Origin of the sequence: Flavobacterium branchiophilum FL-15 (assembly GCF_000253275.1) — a bacterium.
Classification (GTDB): Bacteria; Bacteroidota; Bacteroidia; order Flavobacteriales; family Flavobacteriaceae; genus Flavobacterium; species Flavobacterium branchiophilum.
The window spans coordinates 630697-657588 of record NC_016001.1; the positions used below are offsets into that span (position 1 = coordinate 630697).

The 26892-nt window shown below is 33.7% G+C and carries 16 protein-coding genes; 14 read left to right on the top strand and 2 right to left on the bottom strand.

Annotated elements, in window-relative coordinates; translation table 11 throughout:
• Window positions 1–259 precede the first annotated feature (259 nt).
• Window positions 260–565: an isoamylase early set domain-containing protein gene (locus tag FBFL15_RS02715; RefSeq protein ID WP_014083132.1), complete on the bottom strand. Its 306-nt coding sequence runs from the start codon at window positions 563–565 to the stop codon at window positions 260–262.
• 251 nt (window positions 566–816) lie between these two features.
• Here FBFL15_RS02715 and FBFL15_RS02720 point away from each other — a divergent pair, with 251 nt between their 5' ends.
• From FBFL15_RS02720 to FBFL15_RS02765, 10 genes are all read left to right on the top strand, one after another.
• Entirely contained in the window at window positions 817–1299 is a 483-nt protein-coding gene (locus FBFL15_RS02720; RefSeq protein WP_014083133.1) for a dihydrofolate reductase, read from the top strand.
• A gap of 357 nt (window positions 1300–1656) precedes the next feature.
• On the top strand, window positions 1657–4599 hold the full coding sequence (locus FBFL15_RS02725) for a SusC/RagA family TonB-linked outer membrane protein (RefSeq protein WP_231847486.1): 2943 nt from the start codon (window positions 1657–1659) through the stop codon (window positions 4597–4599).
• Window positions 4600–4609: 10 nt separating this feature from the next.
• Window positions 4610–6127 carry a RagB/SusD family nutrient uptake outer membrane protein gene (locus FBFL15_RS02730; protein WP_014083135.1) on the top strand — a complete coding sequence of 506 codons (1518 nt, stop codon included), beginning with the start codon at window positions 4610–4612 and terminating at the stop codon, window positions 6125–6127.
• A gap of 231 nt (window positions 6128–6358) precedes the next feature.
• Window positions 6359–9640: a CRTAC1 family protein gene (locus tag FBFL15_RS02735; RefSeq protein ID WP_223302296.1), complete on the top strand. Its 3282-nt coding sequence runs from the start codon at window positions 6359–6361 to the stop codon at window positions 9638–9640.
• Window positions 9633–12884, top strand: a complete 3252-nt coding sequence (locus tag FBFL15_RS02740; protein WP_014083137.1) for a VCBS repeat-containing protein — start codon at window positions 9633–9635, stop codon at window positions 12882–12884. The genes FBFL15_RS02735 and FBFL15_RS02740 overlap by 8 nt, the downstream gene beginning before the upstream one ends.
• A 164-nt stretch (window positions 12885–13048) precedes the next feature.
• Window positions 13049–14401 (top strand): vanadium-dependent haloperoxidase, encoded by a 1353-nt coding sequence (locus tag FBFL15_RS02745; protein ID WP_014083138.1) that lies wholly within the window; start codon window positions 13049–13051, stop codon window positions 14399–14401.
• Between the two features lies 1 nt (window position 14402).
• Window positions 14403–15314: a hypothetical protein gene (locus FBFL15_RS02750; protein WP_014083139.1), complete on the top strand. Its 912-nt coding sequence runs from the start codon at window positions 14403–14405 to the stop codon at window positions 15312–15314.
• 258 nt (window positions 15315–15572) lie between these two features.
• Entirely contained in the window at window positions 15573–16883 is a 1311-nt protein-coding gene (locus tag FBFL15_RS02755) for an MFS transporter (protein ID WP_014083140.1), read from the top strand.
• A 27-nt stretch (window positions 16884–16910) separates the two neighbouring features.
• Entirely contained in the window at window positions 16911–18089 is a 1179-nt protein-coding gene (locus tag FBFL15_RS02760) for a glucosidase family protein (RefSeq protein ID WP_014083141.1), read from the top strand.
• A 72-nt stretch (window positions 18090–18161) separates the two neighbouring features.
• Window positions 18162–19085 carry a carbohydrate kinase family protein gene (locus FBFL15_RS02765; protein WP_014083142.1) on the top strand — a complete coding sequence of 308 codons (924 nt, stop codon included), beginning with the start codon at window positions 18162–18164 and terminating at the stop codon, window positions 19083–19085.
• Window positions 19086–19265: 180 nt separating this feature from the next.
• Here FBFL15_RS02765 and FBFL15_RS02770 read toward each other — a convergent pair whose 3' ends face one another.
• Window positions 19266–20000: a TrmH family RNA methyltransferase gene (locus FBFL15_RS02770; RefSeq protein WP_014083143.1), complete on the bottom strand. Its 735-nt coding sequence runs from the start codon at window positions 19998–20000 to the stop codon at window positions 19266–19268.
• A gap of 35 nt (window positions 20001–20035) precedes the next feature.
• Between FBFL15_RS02770 and tamL the strand changes: the two genes are divergently transcribed.
• From tamL to FBFL15_RS02790, 4 genes are all read left to right on the top strand, one after another.
• Window positions 20036–22585, top strand: coding sequence for a translocation and assembly module lipoprotein TamL (gene tamL / locus FBFL15_RS02775; protein ID WP_014083144.1), 2550 nt, complete (start codon window positions 20036–20038; stop codon window positions 22583–22585).
• 49 nt (window positions 22586–22634) lie between these two features.
• Window positions 22635–23702 carry a class II fructose-bisphosphate aldolase gene (gene fbaA / locus FBFL15_RS02780; protein WP_014083145.1) on the top strand — a complete coding sequence of 356 codons (1068 nt, stop codon included), beginning with the start codon at window positions 22635–22637 and terminating at the stop codon, window positions 23700–23702.
• Between the two features lie 67 nt (window positions 23703–23769).
• Window positions 23770–24624, top strand: a complete 855-nt coding sequence (gene accD / locus FBFL15_RS02785; protein ID WP_014083146.1) for an acetyl-CoA carboxylase, carboxyltransferase subunit beta — start codon at window positions 23770–23772, stop codon at window positions 24622–24624.
• A gap of 173 nt (window positions 24625–24797) precedes the next feature.
• Window positions 24798–26876: a hypothetical protein gene (locus tag FBFL15_RS02790; protein ID WP_014083147.1), complete on the top strand. Its 2079-nt coding sequence runs from the start codon at window positions 24798–24800 to the stop codon at window positions 26874–26876.
• Window positions 26877–26892 lie beyond the last annotated feature (16 nt).

A 26892-nucleotide genomic window follows, 5' to 3' on the forward strand; every position in this document is an offset into this window, starting at 1 on the left:
TAGAGGTTAGAAAAAAGAAATTAGAGGTTAGAAAAAAGAAGTTAGAGGTTAGAAAAAAGAAGTTAGAGGTTAGAAAAAAGAAATTAGAGGTTAGAAAAAAGAAGTTAGAGGTTAGAAAAAAGAAGTTAGAGGTTAGAAAAAAGAAATTAGAGGTTAGAAAAAAGAAGTTAGAGGTTAGAAATTAGAGGATAAAGGTTGAAACCTGAAACCTAAAACCCGAAACTTGAAACCTGAAGCCCGAAACCTAAAATGCCCGAAACTAATCCCCATCTACAACCAACAACGAATTTTCGGCTCCTGCAAAATCATTCCAACGCATGCCATCGGCCTCTGGCTCATTCAAATAAACCCCATCAACCAAATATTTGAATTCATAACTTTGGTTTTTATTTACTTCAAAAACACCTTTAAAAGTGCCGTTTTTCAACTTGTTCAAAGTGCCTTCTGTTGCATTCCAACCGTTAAAATCACCTACCACACTTGCCTCCGTAGCTGTTTTGGCTTCTACAGAAAAAGTAATTTTACAAATAGCTTTAGTTTTTACATATTGTTTCTTGATAGCCATACAAATTATTTTTTATTAATTAGGCTACAAAGTAACGCTTAAATCTTTAATAATCAACCATTAAGGAGTAGTTTTAAGACTTTTACAATAAAATGCAGATTTTTTTTCTTTTTCTATAAAAAAATGAAACCAAACAAACCGTTCTCAAAAAAAGAAATCGTTTTCAAAAAATAATTTCGCAATCACAAAATAGCCAAAAATTCCTAAAATAACAATTTTTTTGAATAATTTTGTCATCAAAAACACTACAAATGATTATAATTATAGCAGCCATGGCACAAAATAGGGCACTTGGCAAAAACAACACCTTGCTTTGGCATTTGCCAAACGACTTTAAACGATTCAAAGCCCAAACAACAGGACATTATATTGTAATGGGACGCAAAACGTTTGAAAGTTTTCCAAAACCATTGCCCAATCGGACCCATGTGATTGTGTCCAAAACCAAAAATTTTGATAGCGAACATTGTATTACGGTTCAAAATTTGGAAGAAGCTCTTGCAATATGTCCCAAAAATCAAGACCTATATATAATAGGTGGCGGCGAAATATACAAACAAACCATGCCAATGGCCGATGTTTTAGACATTACATTAGTAGAAGCAACATTTGAAGCCGATACATTTTTTCCAGAAATCAACCCAAAGGAGTGGCAACTTGCTTCAAAAGAGTCCCACCCCATAGACGATAAGCATCCTTATGAGTACCATTTTCTAACGTACATCCGCAAGTAAATGTACAAAATAAGATAAATGGACACCTTATTATATAGCAACAATAGATTTAAAGCAATAAAAACAAAAAAACAGTACAGCTAAAAAAATCATTTTAGCACTACAAAAGAATAAAAAATACACAATATGTTTTTTTATTCAAAAAAAAATGAAGTTCAAACAATTTTAAGGCATAAAAATAAAGAGATCACAAAAAATCGAAAACGTTTTCGGTGGCTCGAAAACGATATAGTTTCAAAAAATCATAAAATTATCATAAAATTGCATTACATTTGAAACTGAAATAAAAACAAACAATTAATTATTAACCAAATTATTTTATTACGTATGAAAAATAATCTACTTAAAGGATTATTAGTGTTTCTAACGATGGTATTTACTGGTTTTGCTCAAGCGCAGAGCGTATCGGGTAAAATATCAGACAGTAGTGGTCCACTACCTGGAGCATCTGTAACAGTTAAAGGAACAACTAATAGCGTGCAGTCTGACTTAGATGGGAATTATGCCATTAAAAATGTTGGAAACAATGCCGTTTTAGTGTTTAGTTACATTGGCTTAAAAAGCCAAGAAATTAATGTAGCTGGTAAAACAGTTATAAACGTGGTCTTAAAAGACGACAAAAGCGAATTGAAAGAAGTAGTAGTAATCGGTTACGGTTCTGTAAAAAAGAAAGACGCAACAGGTGCTGTAGATCAAATCAGTTCAAAAAAGTTTGACAATGTTTCGGCACCTTCTCCCGCAGAAATTTTAAGAGGAAAAGTTGCTGGAGTTCAAGTAACTTCTTCAAATGGAGAGCCAGGAGCTGCAGCTTCTATTAGAATTAGAGGTAATGGATCTTTAAGATCAGGTAATGAACCTTTAATTGTTATTGATGGTGTGCCTTTGGCGGGTGGTGATGTTTCTTCAGGTGGAGCTGATATGGGATTAGGTGGGTCTTCTGCTAAAAACCCTTTAAGTTTTATCAATCAAAATGATATCGAAAGTATGTCTATTTTGAAAGATGCTTCTTCTACAGCAATATATGGTGCAAGAGGAGCTAATGGCGTAATTGTAATTACAACCAAAAAAGGTAAAACTAAAGAACCACAATTAACTTTTTCAACTTCAGTATCAACTTCTAAATTATCAACAGATTTTGATGTATTAAGTACACAAAGATTCGCTGAATTAGCACCAACAGGAAGTAATAAAGGAGGTTCATACAATTGGAAAGATGCAATTATGAGAAGCGGTTTTTCTTTTAATAATGATGTATCTTATTCTAGTGGAACAGATAAATCTAGTACGAGAATATCTTTAGGGTCATCTCAAACTGAAGGTATTGTTAAAAATACTGGAATGAATAAATATACTGCAACTTTATTTAATTCGAATAGTTTCTTTAATGGGAATTTTACAGTTGAAACTAGAATAAATTATGCAAATATTCAAGATGAAAGAACATTGTTTTCTAATAACACAGGATATATTGGAAATTTAATGGGAGCGGCATTATATTGGAATCCAACAAGATCGTTGTATAACCCAAATGGTACTTATTATGTTGAATCAGAAGAGTATTTAAATCCACTTCAATTATTAGATAATTATAGTAATAAAACTGATTTAGATAAGTTAATAGGAAATATTACTTCTACTGTAAAATTATCTAAAGATTTGAAATATGTATTTACTTTTGGTATTGAAACATCAAAAGGTATTACAAAAGCACAATTATTACCAACAATTGCAATAAAAGATGTTGCAGTTGCTAATAATCCTCAAGATGGTTTAGTTTATAGAGGACAAGCAAATTTGAATACAGATGTAAGGGTAAATAAAACATTTGAGCATAATTTTACATACAATAAAGATTTTTCTGATAATTTTAAATTAAATGCAATCTTAGGTTACTCTTATTATGATTATTCGTCTAACGGTAATGCAACTAGAGGTAAAGGTTATAACATCAATCAAACTAATTTAGTTGATAACATTGAAGGTGGTATTACTTCTGAATTTGTTTCAGAATCTTATAGAGGTCGTGTTGAAATGCAATCATTCTTTGCAAGAACTTCATTGTCTTTATATAAAAAAATGAATGTAGATTTGACCGTAAGAAGAGACGGTTCTTCAAAACCAGGTTTGAATAATAAGTATGGAAATTTCGGTTCAATTGGTTTAGCATATAAATTAATCGAAAATAAAGAAGGTTCTTTAAATGATTTAAAAATAAGAGGTAATTTTGGTACAACAGGAAACGCAGAGTTTCCAAGAAACTCCTCAACTTCTTTTGGACAATATTATAATACTATTTTCGTTTTGGCTAATAACCCAAATCAAGATTTGAAATGGGAAACAACTAGATCAAGTGGTGTAGGTATAGATTTTACAGTTTTGAAAAGTAGATTAACTGGATCTATGGATTATTATGTGAAAGAGACAAAAGATTTAATTGTTGCAAATGCTCCACAATCAGGACAACCATCACCACAAGGTGTTAAGTTTGAAAATTTAGATGGGAAATTGAAAAATTCAGGTTTTGAATTGTCATTAAATTATAAAATATTAAATCAAACTGATTTAACATGGGATTTCTCTGTCAATGCTGCATTTCTTAAAAATGAAATTTCAGGACTTACAACTACTTATAATATAGGACAAGTTCATGGTCAAGGATTATCAAATGCTTATGTTGAACAAATTAAAAATGGGTATCCATTGTACTCTTATTATTTACCAAACTTTGTTGGTTATGATGCGTCAGGAAATTCATTGTATTTGAATCCAGATGGTAGTACAGTTGGTTCAACGGACGCATTACCTATGCATGTTGGTAAACAACCTTTACCTAAAACAACCTTAGGTTTCTCAACATCAGTTGCATACAAAAATTGGGATTTCTCTACATCTTTCTATGGTTCTTTCGGACATTATATCTATAATAATACTTCAAATGCATTATTCAACAAAAGTGCCTTTGGATTTAGAAACGTTACAGAAAGTGTTGCTACATCAGCACAAAGTATTGCAGATTCAAATAAAGAATCAACAAGATATTTAGAAAAAGGCGATTTCTTAAGAATGGGTAGTTTAACAATTGGATATAATTTTAAAGCAGACTTCTTAACTAAATTGAAAATTAGTTCTTTGCGTTTATATGCAAATGGTAGTAATTTATTATTGTTTACAAATTATTCTGGATTTGACCCAGAGGTGGATACTGATAAAACAGTAAATAGTATTCCATCAGCAGGTATTGATTATTTTTCTTATCCTAAAGCAAAAACATTTGCTTTTGGTCTTAATGTAACATTTTAATAATTAGAAAATGAAAAAATTGAATTTAATAAAGTACTTTATCTGTACGGGAGCTTTAATGTTCAGTATGGCGAGTTGTACAGATTTAGAAGAGCAAGTTTTAGAAGGTGCTCAAAATGGTGATGCTGAATCTTATTTAGCTGGAGCATATAAAGGATTAAGATCTTTGCAAGGACAGGGGCAAACTTTTGCAATGGGAGAAGTAGCATCTGATACATACGTAGTTCCAACAAGAGGTGGTGACTGGGGTGATGGTGGTGCATGGCGAAATTTTCACGCATTAACTTGGGATGCAAATTCAGGTGAAATAAATGGGGCATGGAATAATTTATTGTCGAGTGTTTACTATTGTGATTTAGTTTTGCAATTAGGGACTGTTTCTGCAGAAAAAAAGGCCGAGGCTTTATTTCTTAAAGCATTTTATTATCATATTGTTTTAGATTATTGGGGAAAAGCTCCTTATAGAGAAGCGGGTGCTGATATTAATGACTTTCCTAAAGTATGGAACGGTGTTCAAGCTACTACAAATATTATTGCTTGGTTAGAAGAAGCTTTGCCAAATTTGCCAGCTAAAGTTGCTAATAAACCACATTTAGCTAATAAAGATGCTGCAAATTTTTTATTAGCAAAAATGTATTTAAATAAAGCAGTTTTTACTGATTCTGATAGACAAGCTCCCTTTACATTCTCAACAGCAGATATGAATAAAGTAATAGCTCATGTTGATGCAATTACTAATTCTAGTATTGCTGCTGATATTTGGGATAATTATAAACCTAATAATCACGCTTCCCCTGAAGTTATTTTTACTTCACAAAATATTCAAGGTCAAGCAATGGGTGATTTACGTACTCGTTGGTATATGAGTCATCACTATAATCAAACACCTGGTGGTTGGAATGGTTTTTCAATGGTTTCTGAATTTTATAATAGATTTTCTCCAAATGATAGAAGAGTTTTAAATGCAGACCCTGCTATTATTGCAAATTTTGGAAATCCAGTGGGTGTTGAAAAAGGTCAACAATATAAACCTGGAGGTGTAGAGAAAGTTAAAGATAGAAATGGTGTTGATTTGGTATTTACACCAAATATAGATACGGATTTAATATTAGATACAAATATTGAAAATGCTGGTTATAGACCGATGAGATACATTCCAGATGCAAATGTGGACAAACCAGAGAATGATTATATTTTAATGTTATATTCTGACGCTGTATTGATGAAAGCTGAAGCAATTTTGCGCGGAGGTACTGGTACTAATAATACTGCTGCTATATCTGCTATGGAATCAAGATGTGCTCCTGCTACAGTAACATTCGATTTATCAACATTGAATGGTATTTATAAAGAAAGAGGTAGAGAGTTATGGGGTAACGGTTTTAGAAGAACAGATATGATACGTTTTGGCACTTTCTTAAATGCAAGAGAGTTAAAAACTACTGTTTCAAATCCAAAATATTTATTATACCCTGTACCAGCTTCTGCATTAGCAAATCCAAACATTTCTCAAAACCCTGGTTACTAAGAATTTTTGTTTTTTATATTTTGTTTTAAGTTAGTGATAAAGAGGGTATTTATACCCTCTTTATTTTTTTTATATTAAACCTTATTTTTTTTGAAATTGACGTTTAAAAATTCGTCAAAACTGCTTTGTTTTTCAACTAATTATAGTATTTTAGTCCATTATTTTAAGCTTATTTTTTTAATACAATTTTTCTATATCATGTTTTATCGTTTTTCTGCAATTTTATGCTTAATGTGTTTATTATCAGCTTGTTCTGATAGTTTAAATGGTTCAAAAAATGGACTTTTTACCAAACTTGAATCCTCTGAAACGGGCATTTCTTTTAAAAATGAAGTCAAAAACGGCGAAAATATGAATATTTTCAAGTACCGTAACTTTTATAACGGCGGTGGTGTAGCCATTGGCGACATCAATAATGATGGTTTGTCCGACGTTTTTTTTACTTCAAATTTGGGCGAAAATAAATTATATCTCAACAAAGGACAACTCAAATTTGAAGATATTTCTGCCAAAGCAGGTATCAATTTGGCCAAATCTTGGTCCACGGGTGTTGTTATGGTCGATATCAATGCAGATGGTTTATTAGATATTTATGTATGCAATGCAGGAAACAACATCGACTCTAAACGACAAAGCCAATTGTTTATCAACAAAGGCAATCTTACTTTTTCTGAACAAGCCTCACAATACAACTTGGCCGATACAGGAATTACAACCCATGCCGCATTTTTTGACTACGACAAAGATGGCGATTTGGATTGTTACATCCTCAACAATAGTTTTATTCCTGTGAGCAGCTTGAATTATTCTAATAAAAGAGAGTTGCGAGATAAAGATTGGGATGTAGCCGAAATCCTAAAAGGAGGAGGGGATAAATTATTACGAAATGATCATGGAAAATTTATAGATGTTAGCGAAAAATCTGGTATTTATGGTAGTTTGATTGGTTTTGGATTGGGGGTAACCGTTGGCGATGTCAATGGTGATTTGTATCCAGATATTTATATTTCTAACGATTTTTATGAAAGAGATTATTTGTATATTAATAATAAAAACGGGACATTTAGCGAGCAAATTCAATCCTGGGCCACACACATCAGTCAGTCTTCTATGGGAGCCGATATGGCCGACATCAACAATGATGGGTTAGCCGATATTTTTGTTACCGATATGTTACCCGAACAAGACGAACGATTGAAACAAACCACCAGTTTTGACAATTACGATTTGTTTAACCGAAAATTGAGCATGGATTTTTATAACCAATACATGCAAAATACCCTTCAAATCAATACTGGCAATCAACAATTTGAAGAAATTGCCCATTATGCTGGGGTTTCTAAAACCGATTGGAGCTGGGGAGCTTTACTTTTTGATATGGATAATGATGGCTACAAAGATATTTATGTATGCAATGGCATCAACCATGATTTGACCAATCAAGATTTTATCGATTTTTTTGCTAATGATTTGATGCAAAAAATGGTGATTACGGGCAAAAAAGATGACATGGAAACCATCATCAACAAAATGCCAAGTACTCCTATTGCCAATTATGCTTATAAAAATAATAAAAATTTAACTTTTACCAACGAAGCCAGTAATTGGGGATTGGACATACCCAGTTTTTCAAATGGTGCCGCTTATGGCGATTTGGATAATGACGGCGATTTGGATTTAATTGTCAATAACGTCAATATGGAAGCTTTTGTTTATAGAAATAATTCTGAAAAACAAAAAGACAATCATTATGTGAAATTCCAATTGAAAGGCGACAACCAAAATAAATTTGCTGTGGGCAGCGTAGTCGAATTGTTTTCAGGGACAGAAATTTTAAGACAAGAGTTAATTCCAACTAGAGGCTTTCAATCGTCTATTGATTATACCATGACATTTGGAATTGGAACCAAAAAAATTGATTCGATGCGGGTGATTTGGCCCAATGGGCAATATCAAAGTCAAGCCAAAGTAGTCATTGATAAAACTACTATTTTGAAAATAACAGATGCTCATAATCCATTTGTGAATCAAACTCCAAAAGTCAAACCATTATGGGTAGAACAAAATCAAAATATGACCGCCCATCAAGAAAATGAATATATCGATTTTGATTACGAAGGATTAATTTCAAAAGAATTATCTCAAGAGGGCCCAGCATTAGCCGTTGGAGATGTCAATGGCGATGGTAACGATGATGTATTTATTGGTGGTGCAAAAGGGCAAGCTGCCAAAATGTATTGGAGCAATGGTGCTGGATATTTGGCATCTGTGCAAAAAGATTTGGAAGCCGATGCCGTTTTTGAAGACACAGCTGCGGCATTGTTTGACGCTGATCTAGATGGTGATTTGGATTTGTTATTGGGTACAGGAGGCAATGAACAAGCCGATAAAGACCAATATTTGAACCGATTGTATTGGAATAATGGCAAAGGACTATTTACAAAATCGACAACCAAATTGCCAACTACAAATAATAATGTTGCGGTAATTGCCCCTTATGATTTTGATCATGATGGCGATGTTGATGTGTTTATTGGCAGTCGGAGTGTGCCTGGTGTTTATGGAATTGTGCCCAAACATCTCTTGCTTGAAAACGATGGAAAAGGCAATTTTACCAATGTTTTGGATAAAAAAGCATTTAAAATCAATGAGTTAGGTATGATAACAGATGCCATTTGGGAAGATATTGATAATGATAATAAAAAAGATTTAATTGTAGTAGGAGAGTGGATGTCGCCAAAAATATATAAAAATACGGGACGACGCTTGGCTGCTTTTGAATCTAACTTGGATCAATACCAAGGTTTTTGGAATACTGTAGCTTGTTTGGACACCAATAACGATGGCAAGAAAGATTTAATATTGGGCAACAAAGGCACTAATACCTCATACAAAGCTACATTGTCTAGCCCGATGAAATTGTTTGTAAACGATTTTGATACCAACGGCACTATTGAGCAAATTGCTACTAGAACCATAGCTGGTAAGGACATGCCCGTACATTTGAAATCGGAATTGGCCAAACAAATTCCATCTATCAAAAAGAAAAACTTGAGTTATACCGATTATTCTAAAAAAGCGGTACAAGAAATTTTTAGTTCAGACGTGTTGTCCAATGCTATTTTGCAAACCGTCAATATTCAGGAAAGTATAGTGGCAACCAACAAGGGTGGCGGTCAGTTTGATGTAAAACCTTTGCCTAAAGAAGTACAATTTTCAACCGTAAATAGTATTTGTCCTTTTGATAGCAACAACGATGGTATTTTAGATTTGATTATTGGAGGCAATCAATACGAATTTAAACCACAGTTTGGTAGTTTGGATAGTAGTAGAGGTGGATTGTTATTAGGTTCAAAATCAGGAACTTATACCTGGGTTTCTAATCAAAAATCAGGCTTCAATATTAGAGGCGAAGTGAAAAATATTCAAATGATTCATCAAAAAAACAAAGCTGTTTCAATCATTGCAGTAGTCAATAACAACCAACCAAAAATTTATAGAAAAAATGACTAATTATTATAAATACCTGTTTTTAGTATTGCTAATTATTGGGTGTTCTCAAAAAGAGGCGGGATTATTTGAAAAATTGGAAGCTTCTAAAAGTGGTATTGATTTTAAAAACGACTTGGATCCGTCCAAAAACATTTCTATTTTAGATTATTTGTACTATTATAATGGCGGTGGTGTGGCTATGGGCGACATCAATAATGATGGATTGGTAGATATTTATTTTACTTCAAATCAAGGCAAAAACAAATTGTATTTGAATAAAGGTAACAATACATTTGAAGACATTACTGCAAAAGCGGGTGTAGAAGGGCAAAGTGATTGGAATTCGGGAACCATTATGGCCGATGTAAATGGCGATGGTTATTTGGATATTTATGTTTGTGCTGTTGTAGGCATTAATGGATTTGAAGGGCATAACGAACTCTTTATAAATAATAAAAACAATACTTTTACAGAAAGTGCAGCCGAGTATGGATTGGATTTAGACAATTATAGTTCGTCTGCTGCATTTTTGGATTTTGATTTGGATGGCGATTTGGATATGTATTTACTCAATCATGCAGTACACTCGGAATTGTCTTACGGAAAAGCGGAAATTAGGAACAAAAGAAGTTATGAATGTGGCGATAAATTGTTTAGAAATGATAATAATAAATTTGTTGATATTAGTGAGCAAGCAGGTATTTTTGGTGGGGCAAATGGTTATGGGCTAGGGGTAGCTGTGGCTGATTTTAACCTAGATGGTTATCCTGATATTTATGTTTGCAACGATTTTCACGAAGACGATTACTATTATCTCAACAATGGCGATGGTACTTTTAGCGAAAGTCTCAAAAATTATTTTGGGCATACAAGTCGATTTTCGATGGGAGTTGATGTTTCAGACATTAATCATGATGGTTTTCCCGATATTTTAACCTTAGATATGCTTCCCGAAAATGAAAAAGTACTGAAATCTTCACTAGGCGATGATAATGTTCAAATGATGAAAATGCGAACAGAACGTTTGGGGTATCATTATCAATATACTCGTAATATGCTGCAAATCAATCAATATGGACAGCATTTTACCGAAACGGCTTTGATGAGTGGCATTGCAGCCACCGATTGGAGTTGGAGTGGCCTTTTTGCAGATTACAATCAAGATGGCGAACAAGATTTATTTGTTTGTAACGGTATTCCAAAACGACCAAACGATTTAGATTATGTAAAATATTATTCTAATGAAAATGTAAAAACAAAAATAAGTACTACTAAATTGTTGGACAAAGAGGCATTAAATAAAATGCCTTCTGGCAAAGTGTCTAATTATGTTTTTCAAGGAACAAAAAATTTGAATTTTATCAATCAATCCGAAAATTGGATACAACAAGATTCTATCATATCCAATGGAAGTGCTTATGGCGATTTGGATAACGACGGCGATTTGGATGTTGTAACTAACAATTTGAATAGTGTAGCCTCTGTTTATATCAATCAAACCAATAACAAAGCCCGTTTTTTGAAATTGAAATTGCAATTTGAAGGAAAAAATGTTTGGGGTATTGGGGCGAAAGTGATTGCTTATTCAAAAGGAAGTAAACAGTATAAAGAGCTTCAAACTACAAGAGGATTTCAATCTTCGTCGGAGCCAATGATTCATTTTGGGTTTCAAAATAGTGCTGCAATAGATTCGTTAGTAGTCATTTGGCCTGATAAAACGTATCAAACTTTAAAGCATGTTTCGACCAATCAATCGCTAACCATCAAAGCTAATGCAAAACGTAAAGTTTTTGATTACAGTAAGTTACATCCTGTTGTGAAACCGTATTTCAAAAAAGCTACAACTAATTTAGGCATTGATTTTATTCATCAAGAAAATGAATTTATTGATTTTTTATCACAAAAATTAATCCCTTATCAACGATCAGACAGAGGCCCTGCAACTGCAGTTGGCGATTTGAATAATGACGGGAAAGAAGATATTTTCTTTGGTGGAGCAAGAGGCAAAGCAGCCCAAGTATATCTTCAGTCTGCAAATGGTTTTGTAAAAAGAGTTTATGCGGATATAGAAAAAGATTCTATTTTTGAGGATGTTTCGGCAGTTATTGGCGACTTTAACAACGACAAAATCAATGATTTATTTGTGGCTTCGGGTACGGGCGAAAATGCAGGTTTTCTTGATAGTAGATGGTATCAAGGGACTAGTTTGACGCATGGTGCTTTGCCCAAAATAGCCCAAAATGCTGCTGTTGTTTGTAAAATTGATTTTGATAAAGATGGCGATTTAGACATTTTTATTGGCAATAGTTCTCAATATAACCGTTTTGGTAGCAATCCAGATTGTTACTTACTCCAAAACAATCAAGGTACTTTTAGCTTGGTTCAACAAAAAACATTTGAAAAAATAGGAATGGTTACCCATGCTATTGTAACCGATTTTGATACAAATGGTAGTCAGGATATTATTGTAGTAGGCGAGTGGATGAAACCACGGTTTTATGCCAATCAAGGAGGCCGATTTAAAGACGTTACTTCAAATGTATTGCCCGAAAAACTGAATGGTTTGTGGCAATCGATAACTAATTTTGATATTGATCAGGATGGCGATGACGATTATTTAGTTGGTAATTGGGGGTTGAATTCAAAGTTTAAAGCCTCTGCCGATTTTCCAATGAAAATGTATTATGCCGATTTTGATAAAAACGAAATGTATGAAACCATTGTAGCTATTGAAAAAGGGGGCAAATACTACACGACTATGGGTTTAGATGAATTGTCTGAACAGTTTAGTGGGATGCTCAAAAAGAAGTTTAATGCTTATAAAGATTTTGCAGGTAAAACGGTTGAAGAGGTTTTTGAGCCGCAAATGTTGGATAAAGGCATATTGTATGAAGTACACACGCTAAAATCGGGGTTTTTGAGAAATGACAAAGGCAAGTTTACTTTTGTTCCATTTGGCAATCCTTTGCAAGTTGCACCAATTACGTGTTTTGCAAAAGCTAATTTTGATGGAAGCAACAAAGCGTCGGTGTTTGCAGCGGGTAATTATTTTGGGGTAACACCTTATCATAGCCGCTTTGATGGTTTTTCGGGTGCATTAATCAAAAATGAAAAAACGGTTTATTTGGGTCATCAAATAGGTATCGATTTAACTCAAAAAGCGGTTAGACATTTAGATGTTTTACAGGTAAATAATAAAAAATATTTATTGGTTACCATCAATAATAAAAAAGCCGAAGTGTTTGAATTGCCTTCAGCACCTTAAAGAAATGAGTTAAAATGCTGTTTGTTGTAGCATGTTGCTTGCGTTAGGGATAGCAGTGGAAATCCTTTTTTGAGGCTTTTTCTGCCTCAAAAAAGATTGAAACGGATAGCCCGACCCTTGGGGAACGCCCAAAAAATTAAATTATTAAAATCAATACCATTAAAATGAAAAAAAGTCTTTATTTTTTAGTGTTTATCAGCACGTTTTTTGTGTCATGTAAGTCAGACAGACCCATAGTTGTAACATCAGAAGATTATTGTGCAGCGGTAGATACTGTAACTAATATTATGATTCACGATATATTTTCGCCACCCGTTGCAAGTAGAATTTATGTGTATCCAAACATTGCAGCTTATGAAATTATGGCACAAAACAATCCAAAATTCAGTAGCTTGCAAGGGCAGTTAAAAGGGCTAGAAGCAATACCAGCATTAGACACAAAAGGGGGTGTCAATCAGCATTTAGCTGCTTTGATTGCCCATTTGGAATTGAGTAAACAATTGGTTTTTTCTGAAGAAGCCATGGTTAAATACCGAGACAGTTTGTATCAAAAATGGGGTTCGGAAAACAATAAAGAGTTTGAAACTTCAAAAGAATATGCCTTGAAAGTTGCCGAGGTGATAAAGAAATGGATGAGCCAAGACAATTACAAACAAACCCGAACTTTTCCAAAATTTAGTGTAAACACCAAAGATCCTAGCCGTTGGCAGCCAACACCACCTGCTTATATGGATGCTGTGGAACCTCATTGGAATAAAATTAGAACACTGGTTATGGATTCTGCATCGCAATTTAAACCAGAGCCTCCGTATCCTTTTGATACTCAGAAAAATTCTAAATTTTATTTAGAAGCTTTGGAAACTTATCAAGTGGGGAACGAAATTTCTAAAAAATTATTAGCAGTAGAAAAAAATCCAAAAATTGCTTTGCCAGTTGAATCGGTTATTGCTACATTTTGGGATTGTAATCCTTATGCAACCGTTACACAGGGGCACATGATGTTTGCCAAAAAGAAAAATACTCCCGATGCCCATTGGATGAATATTGCTAAAATTGCATGTAAAAAATCCAAAGCTGACTTAGAAACAACTATTTTTGCCTATACTAAAACATCTATTGGTATTTTTGAAAGCTTTATTAGTTGTTGGGACGAAAAATTTCGTAGCAATGTTGTACGTCCTGAAACCTATATCAACCAACATATAGACGAAAATTGGAAGCCACAATTGCAAACGCCCCCTTTTCCTGAATACACTAGTGGACATTCTGTAGTATCTGCCTGTTCATCGGTTATTTTAACAGCCATTTTTGGCGACAACTTTAGTTATACCGACGATTCAGAAATTCCATTTGGTTTGCCAAAACGTGATTTTACGTCTTTCAAACAAGCGGCATCCGAAGCTTCGATGAGTAGATTATATGGAGGAATTCATTACAGAGCTGCTATAGAAAACGGGGTGTCTCAAGGTACTAATCTTGGGAATTATATTAATAATAAATTAAAAATGAAAAAATAGCATGTCAAAAAAACAAATCATTTTATCGGTATTTTTATTGTTTACATTGTTTATCATTTGGTATTTTGGGTTCAAAAAATCAGATTATGTGATTACATTTAAAGAAAAAGCAGCCACAGGAACTGTATTTCAAGGCATATTGGAATGGACTGCTACCCGACAAAAGAATCAAGGCGAAGTATATGTTATAAAAGAGCGAAATAATTTTGATTTTATTAAGCAAGAAATGACATACAATGGCAAAACGCTTGAATATACCTGGGAATTGACCTCATTAAACGATACTTTAACAGCTATTTCGGTTGGAATTTCGGATAAGGAGCATTCTTTTTACAACAAATTGACAGCCCCTTTTTTAGACACTCCTTTCAAAGTGGAACAAGTAACTAAAATAAAAGAGTTAAAACAAGGTTTGGAAGAGCATTTGAAAAATTTTAAAGTAAAATTTGATTACGAAGGCAAGTCGGAAGAGGTTTTTGTAGCCTATATTCATTTAGAAAGTGTTTTGCAAGAAAAGGCTCAAACCATGATTGGCAATGATGCTATTATCACAGGTTATTTGCATCAAAATAATATAAAAATTATTGGAAAACCCTATCTTGAAATCGAAAAATGGGATTTGGATAAAGAAACGCTCTCTTTTAATTACTGTTTTCCAATAGATAAAAACTCACCATATATCGAAAATAAAGCTGTAAAATTTAAAAAAATACCTTCTATAAAAGGACTAAAAGCGACTTACTATGGCAATTACCGTACTTCAGATAGAGGGTGGTTTGCTATTTTGGATTATGCCAAGAAAAACAACATCAAGTTAGATTTGAAACCCATCGAACATTTTATGAACAATCCTTTCAATGGTGGCCAGGAAATAGAATGGCAAACGCATATACTTATCCCTTTTGCTAAATAATTTTGTTGTTTTCAAGATAATTACAGCTTTATTTACTAAATTTGAAAAGTAACATGATCATCTAAATATATAAAAGCTTCTCAATCAGAGGAGCTTTTTTTATGGCAATATAGGAACATAGAAGCGGTTTTTGTATAAACGATAACGCAATCGAAATCGTTTTCGGATACAACGAAAACGATTTTTATCCCTTGAAAATTTCATATTTCATAATAATACATTAATTTTATTGTTTCAAACTCAAAAAAAACCAAACAAATGAGCAAAAAACTTAAACTTAATTTTTGGCAAATCTGGAATATGAATGTCGGATTTTTTGGCATACAATACAGTTTTGGATTGCAACAAAGTGCCGTAAATCCAATATATGATTTATTAGGAGCCAGTCCAGATGCAATACCCATGCTCAATTTAGCAGGTCCAATAACGGGCTTGTTAGTGCAACCCTTGATTGGTGCCATGAGCGATAATACTTGGAGTCCAAGATGGGGTCGCAGAAAACCTTATTTCTTTGTCGGAGCTTTGCTTTGTAGTATTGCATTGTTGCTTTTTCCTTTTAGCAGTTCGTTGTGGATGGCAGCAGGCTTATTATGGATTTTAGATGCGGGTAACAATACCGCTATGGAACCTTACAGGGCTTTTGTAGCCGACAAATTAGACGCAGAACAACAGCCAACTGGTTTTTTGATGCAGAGTTTTTTTACAGGATTTGGACAAACTTTAGCTAATTTATCATTATTTATTTTCCCTTTGCTTTTTATTGGAAAAACAGGCTCGTTGCCTACTTGGATTTATGCTTCTTTTTTTCTTGGTGCTATATGTTCTATTGGGTCTATTTGGTGGAGTATGAAAACAACGCCAGAAATCCCACCAACAGCGGAAGAATTACTACACATGAAATCCAAAAAAGGTGGTGTGTTGGAACCTTTAATTGAAATATTTGCCGCCATTGGCGAAATGCCAAAAGTGATGTGGCAGTTGGCTTTAGTCTATATGTTTCAATGGTATGCTTTGTTTTGTTATTGGCAAAATTCTTCCAAAAGCATCGCTTTATCAGTTTGGAATGTTACTCCAGATAGCAATGCTAAAGTATATGAAGAGGCCGTAAGTTGGACGGGTTTAGTAAACGGATGGTATAATATTGTTACATTTTTAGTAGCCTTTTTGTTGGTAGGCTATGCCAAAAAGTATGGCCCAAAAACAGTTCATGCCATTTGTTTGTTGCTTGCTGCCATTGGTTTTTTAGTTTTTCCACATATCGAAAACAAACATTTGTTGTTTTTTGCTATTACAGGTTTTGGAATTGGATGGGCCAGCATGATGGGAATCCCTTATTTGATGGTAGTGGCAGACATTCCAAAAGAACGTTATGGGGTGTATATGGGCATCATCAATATGATGATTGTTATACCCATGATCATTCAAAATCTAACATTTGGTTACATCATGAAGCATTTTCTAAATAATGACGCTCGTTTAGCTGTAAGTTTTGCGGGGGTATTATTGTTGATAAGTGCCGTTTGTACCTTATTTATCAAAACCAAAAAAATAATTGCAACCGAAATTTAACCTCAAAAATAAATATATATCATAAAAATGGAATCTGATTTTAATTATCAAAAAGCCATAGCATTATTACAACAAGTTTCATCAACCGAAGGGTTTTTGGCCAGTGCTCAAAACATTTCCAACTACAAACGGGTTTGGGCCAGAGATGGTGTTATTTGCGGATTGGCAGCACTCGCCTCAAACAACACCGACTTGATAGCAACGTTTAGAAAAACACTCGAAACCTTAGCTCAAAACCAACACGAGAGAGGTACTATTCCTTCAAACGTGATGACCAATGGAACAACAGTGGAAGTCAGTTATGGCGGATTGGCCGGACGTGTGGATGCCGTAACTTGGTTTGTAATAGGGGTTTGTCAATATGCTTACCACCAACAAAATCCCGAATTTGTATTACAATATGAAACCCACATTTTAAAATGTTTAGACCTTTTAAATGCTTGGGAGTTTAACAACAAACATTTGATTTATGTTCCTTTATCGGGCAATTGGGCCGACGAATACATTACCGATGGTTATGTATTATACGACCAACTGTTGCGGATATGGGCTTTGAAAAGTTATCATCATTTTGCAAAAAACGAGTCTATTTCTCAAAAAATTATTGATATTGAAACTCAAATCAAAATCAATTTTACCCCAAATGAAACAGGTGAAAAATACCATGAAAGGGCTTTTGAAGAGGCCAATATAAAAAATTATATGCCTTGTTCTTTTTCTCCAGCGGGCTACAAAACCCAGTTTGATGCTTTTGCACATTCGTTAGCATTAATGCTGAATTTAGGCAACGATATTTTTCAAAATCAAATTTTAGGACATGCCAATCAAATTTTGAGCCAAACCAAAATGCAATTACTACCCGCTTTTTGGCCTCCAATAGTCCCCGAAGATTTAGACTGGCATTTGCTGAAAAATAATTGTAAATATGAATTTAGAAATTTTCCAAACGAATTTCATAATGCTGGAAGTTGGTGTATGGTCAATGGATTTTATGGCTTGGCGTTGCTTGCTAAAGGTCGATTTGATCAAGCCAATAGCTTGTTGCAGGCTATCCATCTTGCCAATGCTAAAGAAGATTATAGTTTTTACGAAAATTTTAATACAGAAACAACCGCTCCAAACGGAGTGCCCTATTGTGCTTGGAGTGCAGCGGCTACCGTATTGTTGCACCAAAGTATCCACCATCAATTTACATTTTTAATATAATCGAATCTGCCTTTATTGTTGTTTCAAAAGGATTGAAATCATGATTTAGGTTACAAACAAAATAAAACAAACATGAAAACAATTGATATTATTTGTGTTGGCGAAGTATTGATCGATTTTATTGGTCATGAAATTAACAGTATTTCCAACACAAAAGATTACCACCGTTTTTTGGGTGGTTCTCCTACAAATGTAGCCGTTAATGGCTCTCGATTAGGACTCAACGTAGCTCTAGTGGCCACTTGTGGTAGTGATGGATTGGGTGTATATATTGGCGAAAAATTGCAAGCCAATGGTGTAAATATTGCCCATATCCGAAAATCGCAAACCATGCCAACCTCAGTTATTTTTGTGTCCAGATCAAAAGATACGCCAGAATTTATTGCATACAGAGAAGCCGATAGAGAAATTTTAGAAGATCAAATTCCCGATGAATTATTGGCCCAAGCCAAATTATATCATACCACTTGCTTTGCTTTAAGCAAAGATCCAGCTCGAACAACTATTTTGAACAGGGCACACAAAGCCAAATCGATGGGGCTTCAATTGAGTATCGATATTAATTATTCTGAAAAAATTTGGCCTAATAGATACGAAGCTCATCAAGTTTTGAAGGATTATTTATCTACAAACCCTTTGGTAAAAGTGAGTGATGATGATTGTTTTAGACTGTTTGGCGAAACCAAAACGGAAGATTATATTTTTGATTTTTTCCATCAATTAGGTGCCGATACAGTTTGTTTAACCAAAGGTAAAGATGGCGTAAAATTGTCTGACAAAAAGCACGGAATGTTTTTTCAAGAGGCAAAACTTTTAGATAATATAAAAGATACTACTGGAGCAGGCGATGCTTTTTGGACAGGATTTTTGTATGCTCATTTGCAACAAAAACCATTATTGGAATCTATTACGATTGCTCAAAAATTAGCCAGTATAAAATTGCAAAATGTTGGAAGATTACCAGATAATATCGATTTAATTAAAGAATTAATGTAGCATATTTATAATAAATAGCTAAATAATTTGTTTTGATAATAAAGGGTTAAGCCCTATTGTACAATTCCATATTCTTGTCAATATTTAAAATTTTAGACAAGGATATGGTTTTTTGATTATTTTTATAGTGTATTGAAATATGTAAGTAGATTAAATTAAAAAAACGTATAATATAACATATCAATGTATGGTTTTGCGTTTGAACTCGCTCAAAACAATTGCAGAAGCTGTAGCCACATTCAAGCTTTCTGTTTTTTGAAGTTGTCCAAATCTTGGAATACTCATTTTTTGAGTAACCCATTTTGCTATCGATGTTGAAATTCCATTGGCTTCGTTGCCCATAATTATCAACCCAGAATGTGGTAAATCCATTTGATATATAGAGGCACCCTCCATAAAAGTGCCAAAAACAGGCGCTTTATATTTTTGTATAAATGCTTCTAAATCAGTATATTGAACATTAACTCTTGTTAAAGAACCCATCGTTGCTTGTACCACTTTTGGATTATATACTTCAACTGTATTTGTAGAACAAATAAGTGTTTCAATTCCAAACCAATCACACAATCTAATAATGGTGCCAAGATTTCCAGGATCTCTAATATCGTCTAAAGCTACAAGCAAACCAGTTGTGTTAATAGATTGATTATTAGGTATTTGAAAAACTGCCAAGCAATTATTTGGAGTTGCTAAAGTACTTATTTTTTTTAAATCAGCATCAGAAATCATTGTGGGTTTAATGATTGATTGTGTTTCAAACAGGGGTTCGGTAACAAAAAGATGCACCGCTTTGAAATGGGAGTTTAAAAATTCGATGATGGACTTTTCGCCTTCAACAATAAACATTTGATGAAGTTGCCTGAATTTTTTTTGATGCAAACTAACAATTAGTTTCATTTGGTTTTTGCTAATCATATAAAAGATGTACTTTTGTTTAAATTTTAAAAATTTTGAGAAATACCGCTACAAAAATATCATTTTTTATTTTAATAGGCCTCTTTTTATGGAGTTGTAATGCAACAAAAAGAGTTCCTGAAGGAAAATTATGGTTAATTAAAAACGAATTTATAGTTGATGGGCAGCCAGATAAAAGTGAGGCACTTGAAAATTTAGCTTATCAAAAACCCAATTCGGCCATTTTAGGATTTCCTTTGCGATTGCAAATATACAATTTGGCAAGACAAAATCCTGACTCCATTTATTTGGAAAAATTGAAAAAGAAACCTAAAAAATGGGCCAGAATTCAGGCTCGTATGGCAAAAAAAGGCCAAGAAGGTTTGGGCAATTCGTTTTGGAATTTGGGTATTCATCGTTTTTTAAAAAAAAATGGCGAGGCACCAGTTGTGTTGGATGTATTGCGAACCAATAGAACCTTAAAAAGAATCAATGCTTATTATGACAGTCAAGGGTATTTTAGAGTAAAATCTACTTTCAAATTGGATACTCTCGAAGGTAATAAAGCCAAAATCAGTTATATAATAAACAAAGGTACTCCTTATGTTATTGATACGATTAAAACAACAATCAAAACACCTGTTTTAGATTCGTTGTATCGAAGTAATATGGCCAATACTTTTTTGAAAAAACAGCAATACAATTTAGCCGATTTGGATGCCGAACGCAGCCGCATTACCAATTTGTTTAGAAACAACGGAGCATTTCATTTTCAACAAAATTATATTGTGTATGTTATTGACACTGTGGGTAATAACAAAAAAGTAAATATAAACTTGATTATAAATGACAGAAGTATTCGTGTAAACGATTCCTCAAAAACGGTACCTTTTAAGTTGTTTAAAATAAATAAAATAAACGTATTTACAGATGCTGCCTCTGCAAAAAAATCAGATTCTTTATTGGACAGTTTGGTGTATAAACGCTATACTATTTTTAGTCATGGCAAACTAAAATTTACTCGAAAGTCCATTACAAGTGCCATCTTTTTGTCCAGAAACAAACTCTTTTCAGACGACAATACCACACTTACTACCCGATATTTAAACAGTTTAGGGTCGTTCAAAAGTCCTAGTATTCAATATGTTGAAAGTGAAAACGATACTATTCCAAATTCATTAACGGCCAATATTTTCTTAACACAAAAGGACAAATACGGATTTAAAACCACCGAAAATTTCACACATTCAAATATTCAAGATTTTGGAATCACTGCCACACAATCATTGGTAGTTCGAAATTTATTTAAAGGCTCGGAGTTGTTACAAATTGCTTTGCGTGGCAATATTGGCTCTTCCAAAAATTTAGCCAATCCCAATGAACGTTTTTTTAATGTGTCGGAATATGGTATCGATTTTAAACTTAAATTTCCAAGAATCTTATTTCCTTTCAAAACAGATAAGATAATACCTAAAAGCATGTTGCCTTCTACTGTTTTGAGCGTTGGTTTTACCAAGCAAAATAATATTGGACTCGATAAAGAAAGTTTTAGTGGCAGCTATGCCTATAATTGGACACCCAAAAAAAATGTTTCAGCCCGATTTGAATTGTTTAACATTCAGTATATCAATAATTTGAATACCAATAATTACTTCAATGTTTACCGATCTTCGTATGGAGTAATGAACGATTTGGCTAGAAAATACCAAACAGATCCATCTTATTTTGATAGTTCGGGCAATCTTATTTTAGAAAATGGATTGCCAAAAGCCTATTTAGAAACCAATTTAATAGATTATATTGTTCAAAATGAAACAGATTATAAGATATTGTTAAGTATTTTTGAAAGAAGAGAAAGAATTATTCAAAATGATTTGATATTATCTTCTAGTTTTTCTTATCTAAAATCGTCCAGACTAGACAATGCCGATAATAATTATTATACAATTAGAACAAAAATAGAGTCGGCGGGTAATTTATTGTCATTATTGTCCAATAAAAACTTGCAACCAATAGACGAAAATGGCAGTAGAACCATTTTTGGTGTGGCCTATACCCAATATTTAAAAGGGGAATTAGAGTATATAAAAAACTGGGACTTAAGAGGGCAAAAAGTATTGGCCATTCGCACTTTTTTTGGTTTAGGAATGCCTTATGGCAATTCAAAATCCATTCCGTTTTCAAGAAGCTATTTTGGAGGGGGATCTAACGACAATAGGGGGTGGCTTCCTTATTCATTAGGCGCTGGAAAAGCCAATTCCTTTTATGATTTTAATGTTGCCAATATGAAAATGAGCTTGAACTCGGAACTTCGATTTAATATTTATGACAAATGGAATGGAGCATTGTTTGTAGATGTGGGCAATATTTGGAATTTGTACAACACGGATTATAAAGACGATACTTATTTTTATGGATTCAAATCATTAAAAGACGTAGCCGTTGGCTCTGGATTTGGTATCAGATACGATTTGACTTACTTTGTTGTAAGGCTCGATTTTGGGTATAAAACGTATAATCCAGCAAACGAATCTGACAAAAGATGGTTCACAGGCTATAATTTATCAAAGACGATTCTAAATATTGGTATAAATTATCCATTCTAAAAATTAATTTATTATTTTTGTAGCTCAATTAAAACTAAACTAGATAAAAATGGCACACAACATTAAACCTGGAGTTGCAACTGGCGACGAAGTTCAAGCAATTTTTGCTTATGCAAAAGAAAAAGGATTTGCATTACCCGCAGTAAACGTAACAGGGTCTAGCACCATAAACGGTGTTTTAGAAACGGCAGCAAAATTAAATGCTCCCGTAATTATTCAATTTTCCAACGGAGGTGCTCAATTTAATGCAGGAAAAGGATTGTCCAACGCAAACGAAAAAGCAGCAATTGCTGGCGGAATTGCAGGTGCAAAACACATTCATGCCCTAGCAGAAGCTTATGGTGCAACCGTAATTTTGCATACCGATCATTGTGCAAAAAAATTATTACCTTGGATTGACGGATTATTAGACGCTTCCGAAGCTCATTTTGCTCAAACGGGTAAACCTCTTTTTTCGTCGCACATGATTGATTTGTCTGAAGAGCCTATCGAAGAAAATATCGAAATTTGCAAAAATTATTTGGAAAGAATGAGCAAAATGGGCATGACTTTAGAAATTGAATTAGGTATTACTGGTGGAGAAGAAGATGGTGTGGACAATTCTGATGTGGACAGCTCAAAACTTTATACTCAACCTGAAGAAGTTTTTTATGCTTATGAAGAACTTTCAAAAGTAAGTCCACGATTTACAATTGCAGCTTCATTTGGCAACGTACACGGAGTTTACAAACCTGGAAATGTTAAATTAACACCAAAAATTCTTAAAAATTCTCAAGAATATGTGCAAAACAAATGTCAAACGGGGGCAAATCCTGTAGATTTTGTATTTCATGGTGGTTCTGGTTCTACTTTAGAAGAAATAAGAGAGGCCATTGGGTATGGTGTAGTCAAAATGAATATCGATACCGATTTGCAATTTGCTTATACAGAAGGTATTAGAGACTATATGATCAAAAATATTGATTATTTGAAAACACAAATTGGAAACCCTGAAGGTGCTGATGCTCCAAACAAAAAATATTATGACCCAAGAAAATGGGTACGTGAAAGCGAAGTAACTTTCAATGCTCGATTGGAGCAAGCTTTTGCTGATTTGAATAATGTAAATACATTGTAAAATAAATAAATCAACAATGGGTTTTAATATTTTTTAAAATCAATTGTTGCATTGAAATCTGAAAAATATGAGTTGGTTTAAAAGAAAAGAAAAAGGTATTACAACACCTACCGAAGAAAAAAAGGACGTTCCAAAAGGACTTTGGTATAAATCTCCTACCGGAAAAATTATTGATGCCGATGAGTTGGCTCGCAATTTGTGGGTAAGTCCAGAGGACGATTTTCATGTACGCATTGGAAGTGCCGAGTATTTTGAAATATTGTTTGACAATAATACTTTTGTCGAATTGGACAAAAACATCACTTCTAAAGACCCTTTGCATTTTGAAGATACCAAAAAATATGCAGACCGATTAAAAGAAGTAATGAGTAAAACCAACCTAAAAGACGCTGTTCGTACGGCTGTTGGAAAATCAAAAGGTAAAGATTTGGTAATTTGTTGCATGGATTTTGCTTTTATTGGTGGTTCTGTTGGTGCAGTGGTGGGCGAAAAAATATCGAGAGGTATTGATTTTTCAATCAAAAATAACATTCCTTTTTTGATGATTTCAAAATCGGGAGGTGCCAGAATGATGGAGGCCGCATACTCGTTGATGCAATTGGCCAAAACTTCGGCCAAATTGGCACAACTTGCAGATGCTAAAATACCTTATATTTCTTTATGTACCGACCCAACAACGGGTGGAACCACGGCTTCTTATGCCATGCTGGGCGACATCAACATCTCGGAACCTGGTGCCTTGATTGGTTTTGCTGGACCAAGAGTGGTAAGAGACACCACAGGAAAAGATTTGCCAGAAGGGTTTCAAACGGCCGAGTTTGTACTCGAACATGGTTTCTTGGATTTTATAACCCCTCGAAAAGAATTGAAAGACAAAATCAATTTGTATATCGATTTGATTCAAAATAACAATATCAGATAAATTTTTCAAATTAAAAATCCCAAAACAATTCGATTTTGGGATTTTTTTTGTAATTTACAATAAAATTTTAATTTTTAAGTCAACTAAAATTATACCCAAAGATACCCCCTCAATTTCAAATAAATTAACTACTTTTGAAGCTCCATTTTGTTTTCCAATTTCAATTTATAATAATGCAAAAAGCTTTATTTTTTTATTTTTTATTGACTTCTTTATTTGTTAATTCGCAAATCAATCCTGCTCATAACGAAAGAGCACCTCTTTTTCCTGATTGTAACAACATTCAATCTGGACAAGACGAGTCCTGTTTTTATCAAAAACTTCAGGATTTTGTTTTCCAAAATTTTAAATTACCAAACGATTTGCCTCAAAATTATAAAGGCGAAATAATTGTGCTTTTTGAGGTTGATAAAATGGGAAAATTTAACATAATTTATACCGACACCGATCAAAAATCATTAACTACTTCCTGCCAACATGTTTTTGAAAAACTACCCATTATTCAGCCCGCAACTTTCAACGGAATGCCTACTTATTCAAAATTTACAATTCGAATTAAAATTCCATTGGAACCTTTCATACCTACTTCTTCAACGCCCAACGCAATCAAACGTCCTTTGAACGAGCTTACAGAATTAGATCAACTATATTTAAAAAAATTTGAAAAACCTTTGTATAATAGCCATCTCAATATCCCGTTTTCGCACAGTTATTATGCTCAATTTGAACCCAGTATCAATGCAATTGGACTAAACAACCATACTGCTTCAAAGCCCTATTCGTATCACGAAGTTGCACCCTATTTTGATTTTGATAAAGCATTTAAAGCAATCGACAAAAAAGCGGGGTCATGGGTTGGTCGTAAATTTTGGAACGAAAACATGGTTCAAATACAAGGTCAAGATTATTGGTTTACTTTGAATCCCGTTTTTGATGTTCAATTAGGAAAAAGTATCGAAAAAAAACCGCAAAACACCTATCAAAATACTAGAGCCATACAGTTGCAAGGGGGATTGGGGCACAACTTGAATTTTACAACCACCATCTATGAATCTCAAGCCCGATTTGCCGATTATTACAATCAATTAAGTCAAAGTTTGAAACCCGCAGGGGGCAATCCAGCCGTGGTTCCTGGTCTTGGTATTGTAAAAGAATTCGGAACAAATAGTTTTGATATGCCTTCGGCCGATGCCCATTTGAATTTTGTACCTAGTAAGTTTATGGATTTTCAATTAGGTTACGGACGAAATTTTATTGGCGATGGTTACCGCTCTCTTTTAGAGGGCGATGGTAGTAATCCGTATCCTTTTTTTAAAATAAATACTAAATTTTGGAAAATAAAATACACAAATACTTATATGTGGCTCAAAGATGTTCGCAACGAAACGTTGATTGACAAAGCATATTCTACAAAATATATGGCGAATCATTTTTTATCTTGGAATGTTTCCAACCGACTAAACTTGGGGTTTTTTGAATCAGTTGTTTGGTCGAATACAAACGGAAGGGGTTTTGATATTAATTTTGCAAATCCAATTGTTTTTTACCGAACGGTCGAGTTTGCTTCGTCGTCTAAAGCGGGCAATGCCCTTTTAGGGTTTACTGCAAAATATAAATACAGCAATAACATTCATTTATATTCTCAGTTTTTGATAGATGAATTTTCGTTTTCTGAAATCAAAGCAGCTCGAAAAAGTTGGAAAAATAAATGGGGGTATCAATTGGGAGCCAAATATTATAACGCATTTAATATCAATAATTTAACACTTCAGTTAGAGTACAATCATGTGCGTCCTTATGTGTATTCGCATTTGGATCCACTCACAAATTATGGAAATACAAACCTAAGTATGGGGCATCAGTGGGGCGGTAATTTTGAGGAATTAGTTGCCATAGCCCGCTACCATCAGGGCAGGTGGTTTGCAAATGGCCAACTAACAATTGGTAAACGTGGTTTGGATTTTGATACTTCAAACACCAATTATGGGAGCAATATTTATTTGAGTTATCAATCCAACAGGCCTTATAATGAAGGAGTTACAGTTGGTCAAGGTAATAAAACAACCTTGGCTATAGCCCAATTGCAAGCGGGATATTTAATCAACCCTGCTACCAATATCAAAGTGTTTGGCCATTTGGTGTATCGAAATTTCAATCCCTTACAAGATAATAGTGCCGCTTTCAAAGACACAACAATTTGGTTTACTTTTGGGATTAGAAGCGATATTTTTAATATGTATTTTGATTATTAAAATAGCGTAGCACATT

Coding starts and splice junctions, on each gene's coding strand:
- FBFL15_RS02715 (WP_014083132.1), bottom strand. CDS start 565: ATGGCTATCAAGAAACAATATGTAAAAACTAAAGCTATTTGTAAAATT.
- FBFL15_RS02720 (WP_014083133.1), top strand. CDS start 817: ATGATTATAATTATAGCAGCCATGGCACAAAATAGGGCACTTGGCAAA.
- FBFL15_RS02730 (WP_014083135.1), top strand. CDS start 4,610: ATGAAAAAATTGAATTTAATAAAGTACTTTATCTGTACGGGAGCTTTA.
- FBFL15_RS02735 (WP_223302296.1), top strand. CDS start 6,359: ATGTGTTTATTATCAGCTTGTTCTGATAGTTTAAATGGTTCAAAAAAT.
- FBFL15_RS02740 (WP_014083137.1), top strand. CDS start 9,633: ATGACTAATTATTATAAATACCTGTTTTTAGTATTGCTAATTATTGGG.
- FBFL15_RS02745 (WP_014083138.1), top strand. CDS start 13,049: ATGAAAAAAAGTCTTTATTTTTTAGTGTTTATCAGCACGTTTTTTGTG.
- FBFL15_RS02750 (WP_014083139.1), top strand. CDS start 14,403: ATGTCAAAAAAACAAATCATTTTATCGGTATTTTTATTGTTTACATTG.
- FBFL15_RS02755 (WP_014083140.1), top strand. CDS start 15,573: ATGAGCAAAAAACTTAAACTTAATTTTTGGCAAATCTGGAATATGAAT.
- FBFL15_RS02760 (WP_014083141.1), top strand. CDS start 16,911: ATGGAATCTGATTTTAATTATCAAAAAGCCATAGCATTATTACAACAA.
- FBFL15_RS02765 (WP_014083142.1), top strand. CDS start 18,162: ATGAAAACAATTGATATTATTTGTGTTGGCGAAGTATTGATCGATTTT.
- FBFL15_RS02770 (WP_014083143.1), bottom strand. CDS start 20,000: ATGATTAGCAAAAACCAAATGAAACTAATTGTTAGTTTGCATCAAAAA.
- fbaA (WP_014083145.1), top strand. CDS start 22,635: ATGGCACACAACATTAAACCTGGAGTTGCAACTGGCGACGAAGTTCAA.
- accD (WP_014083146.1), top strand. CDS start 23,770: ATGAGTTGGTTTAAAAGAAAAGAAAAAGGTATTACAACACCTACCGAA.
- FBFL15_RS02790 (WP_014083147.1), top strand. CDS start 24,798: ATGCAAAAAGCTTTATTTTTTTATTTTTTATTGACTTCTTTATTTGTT.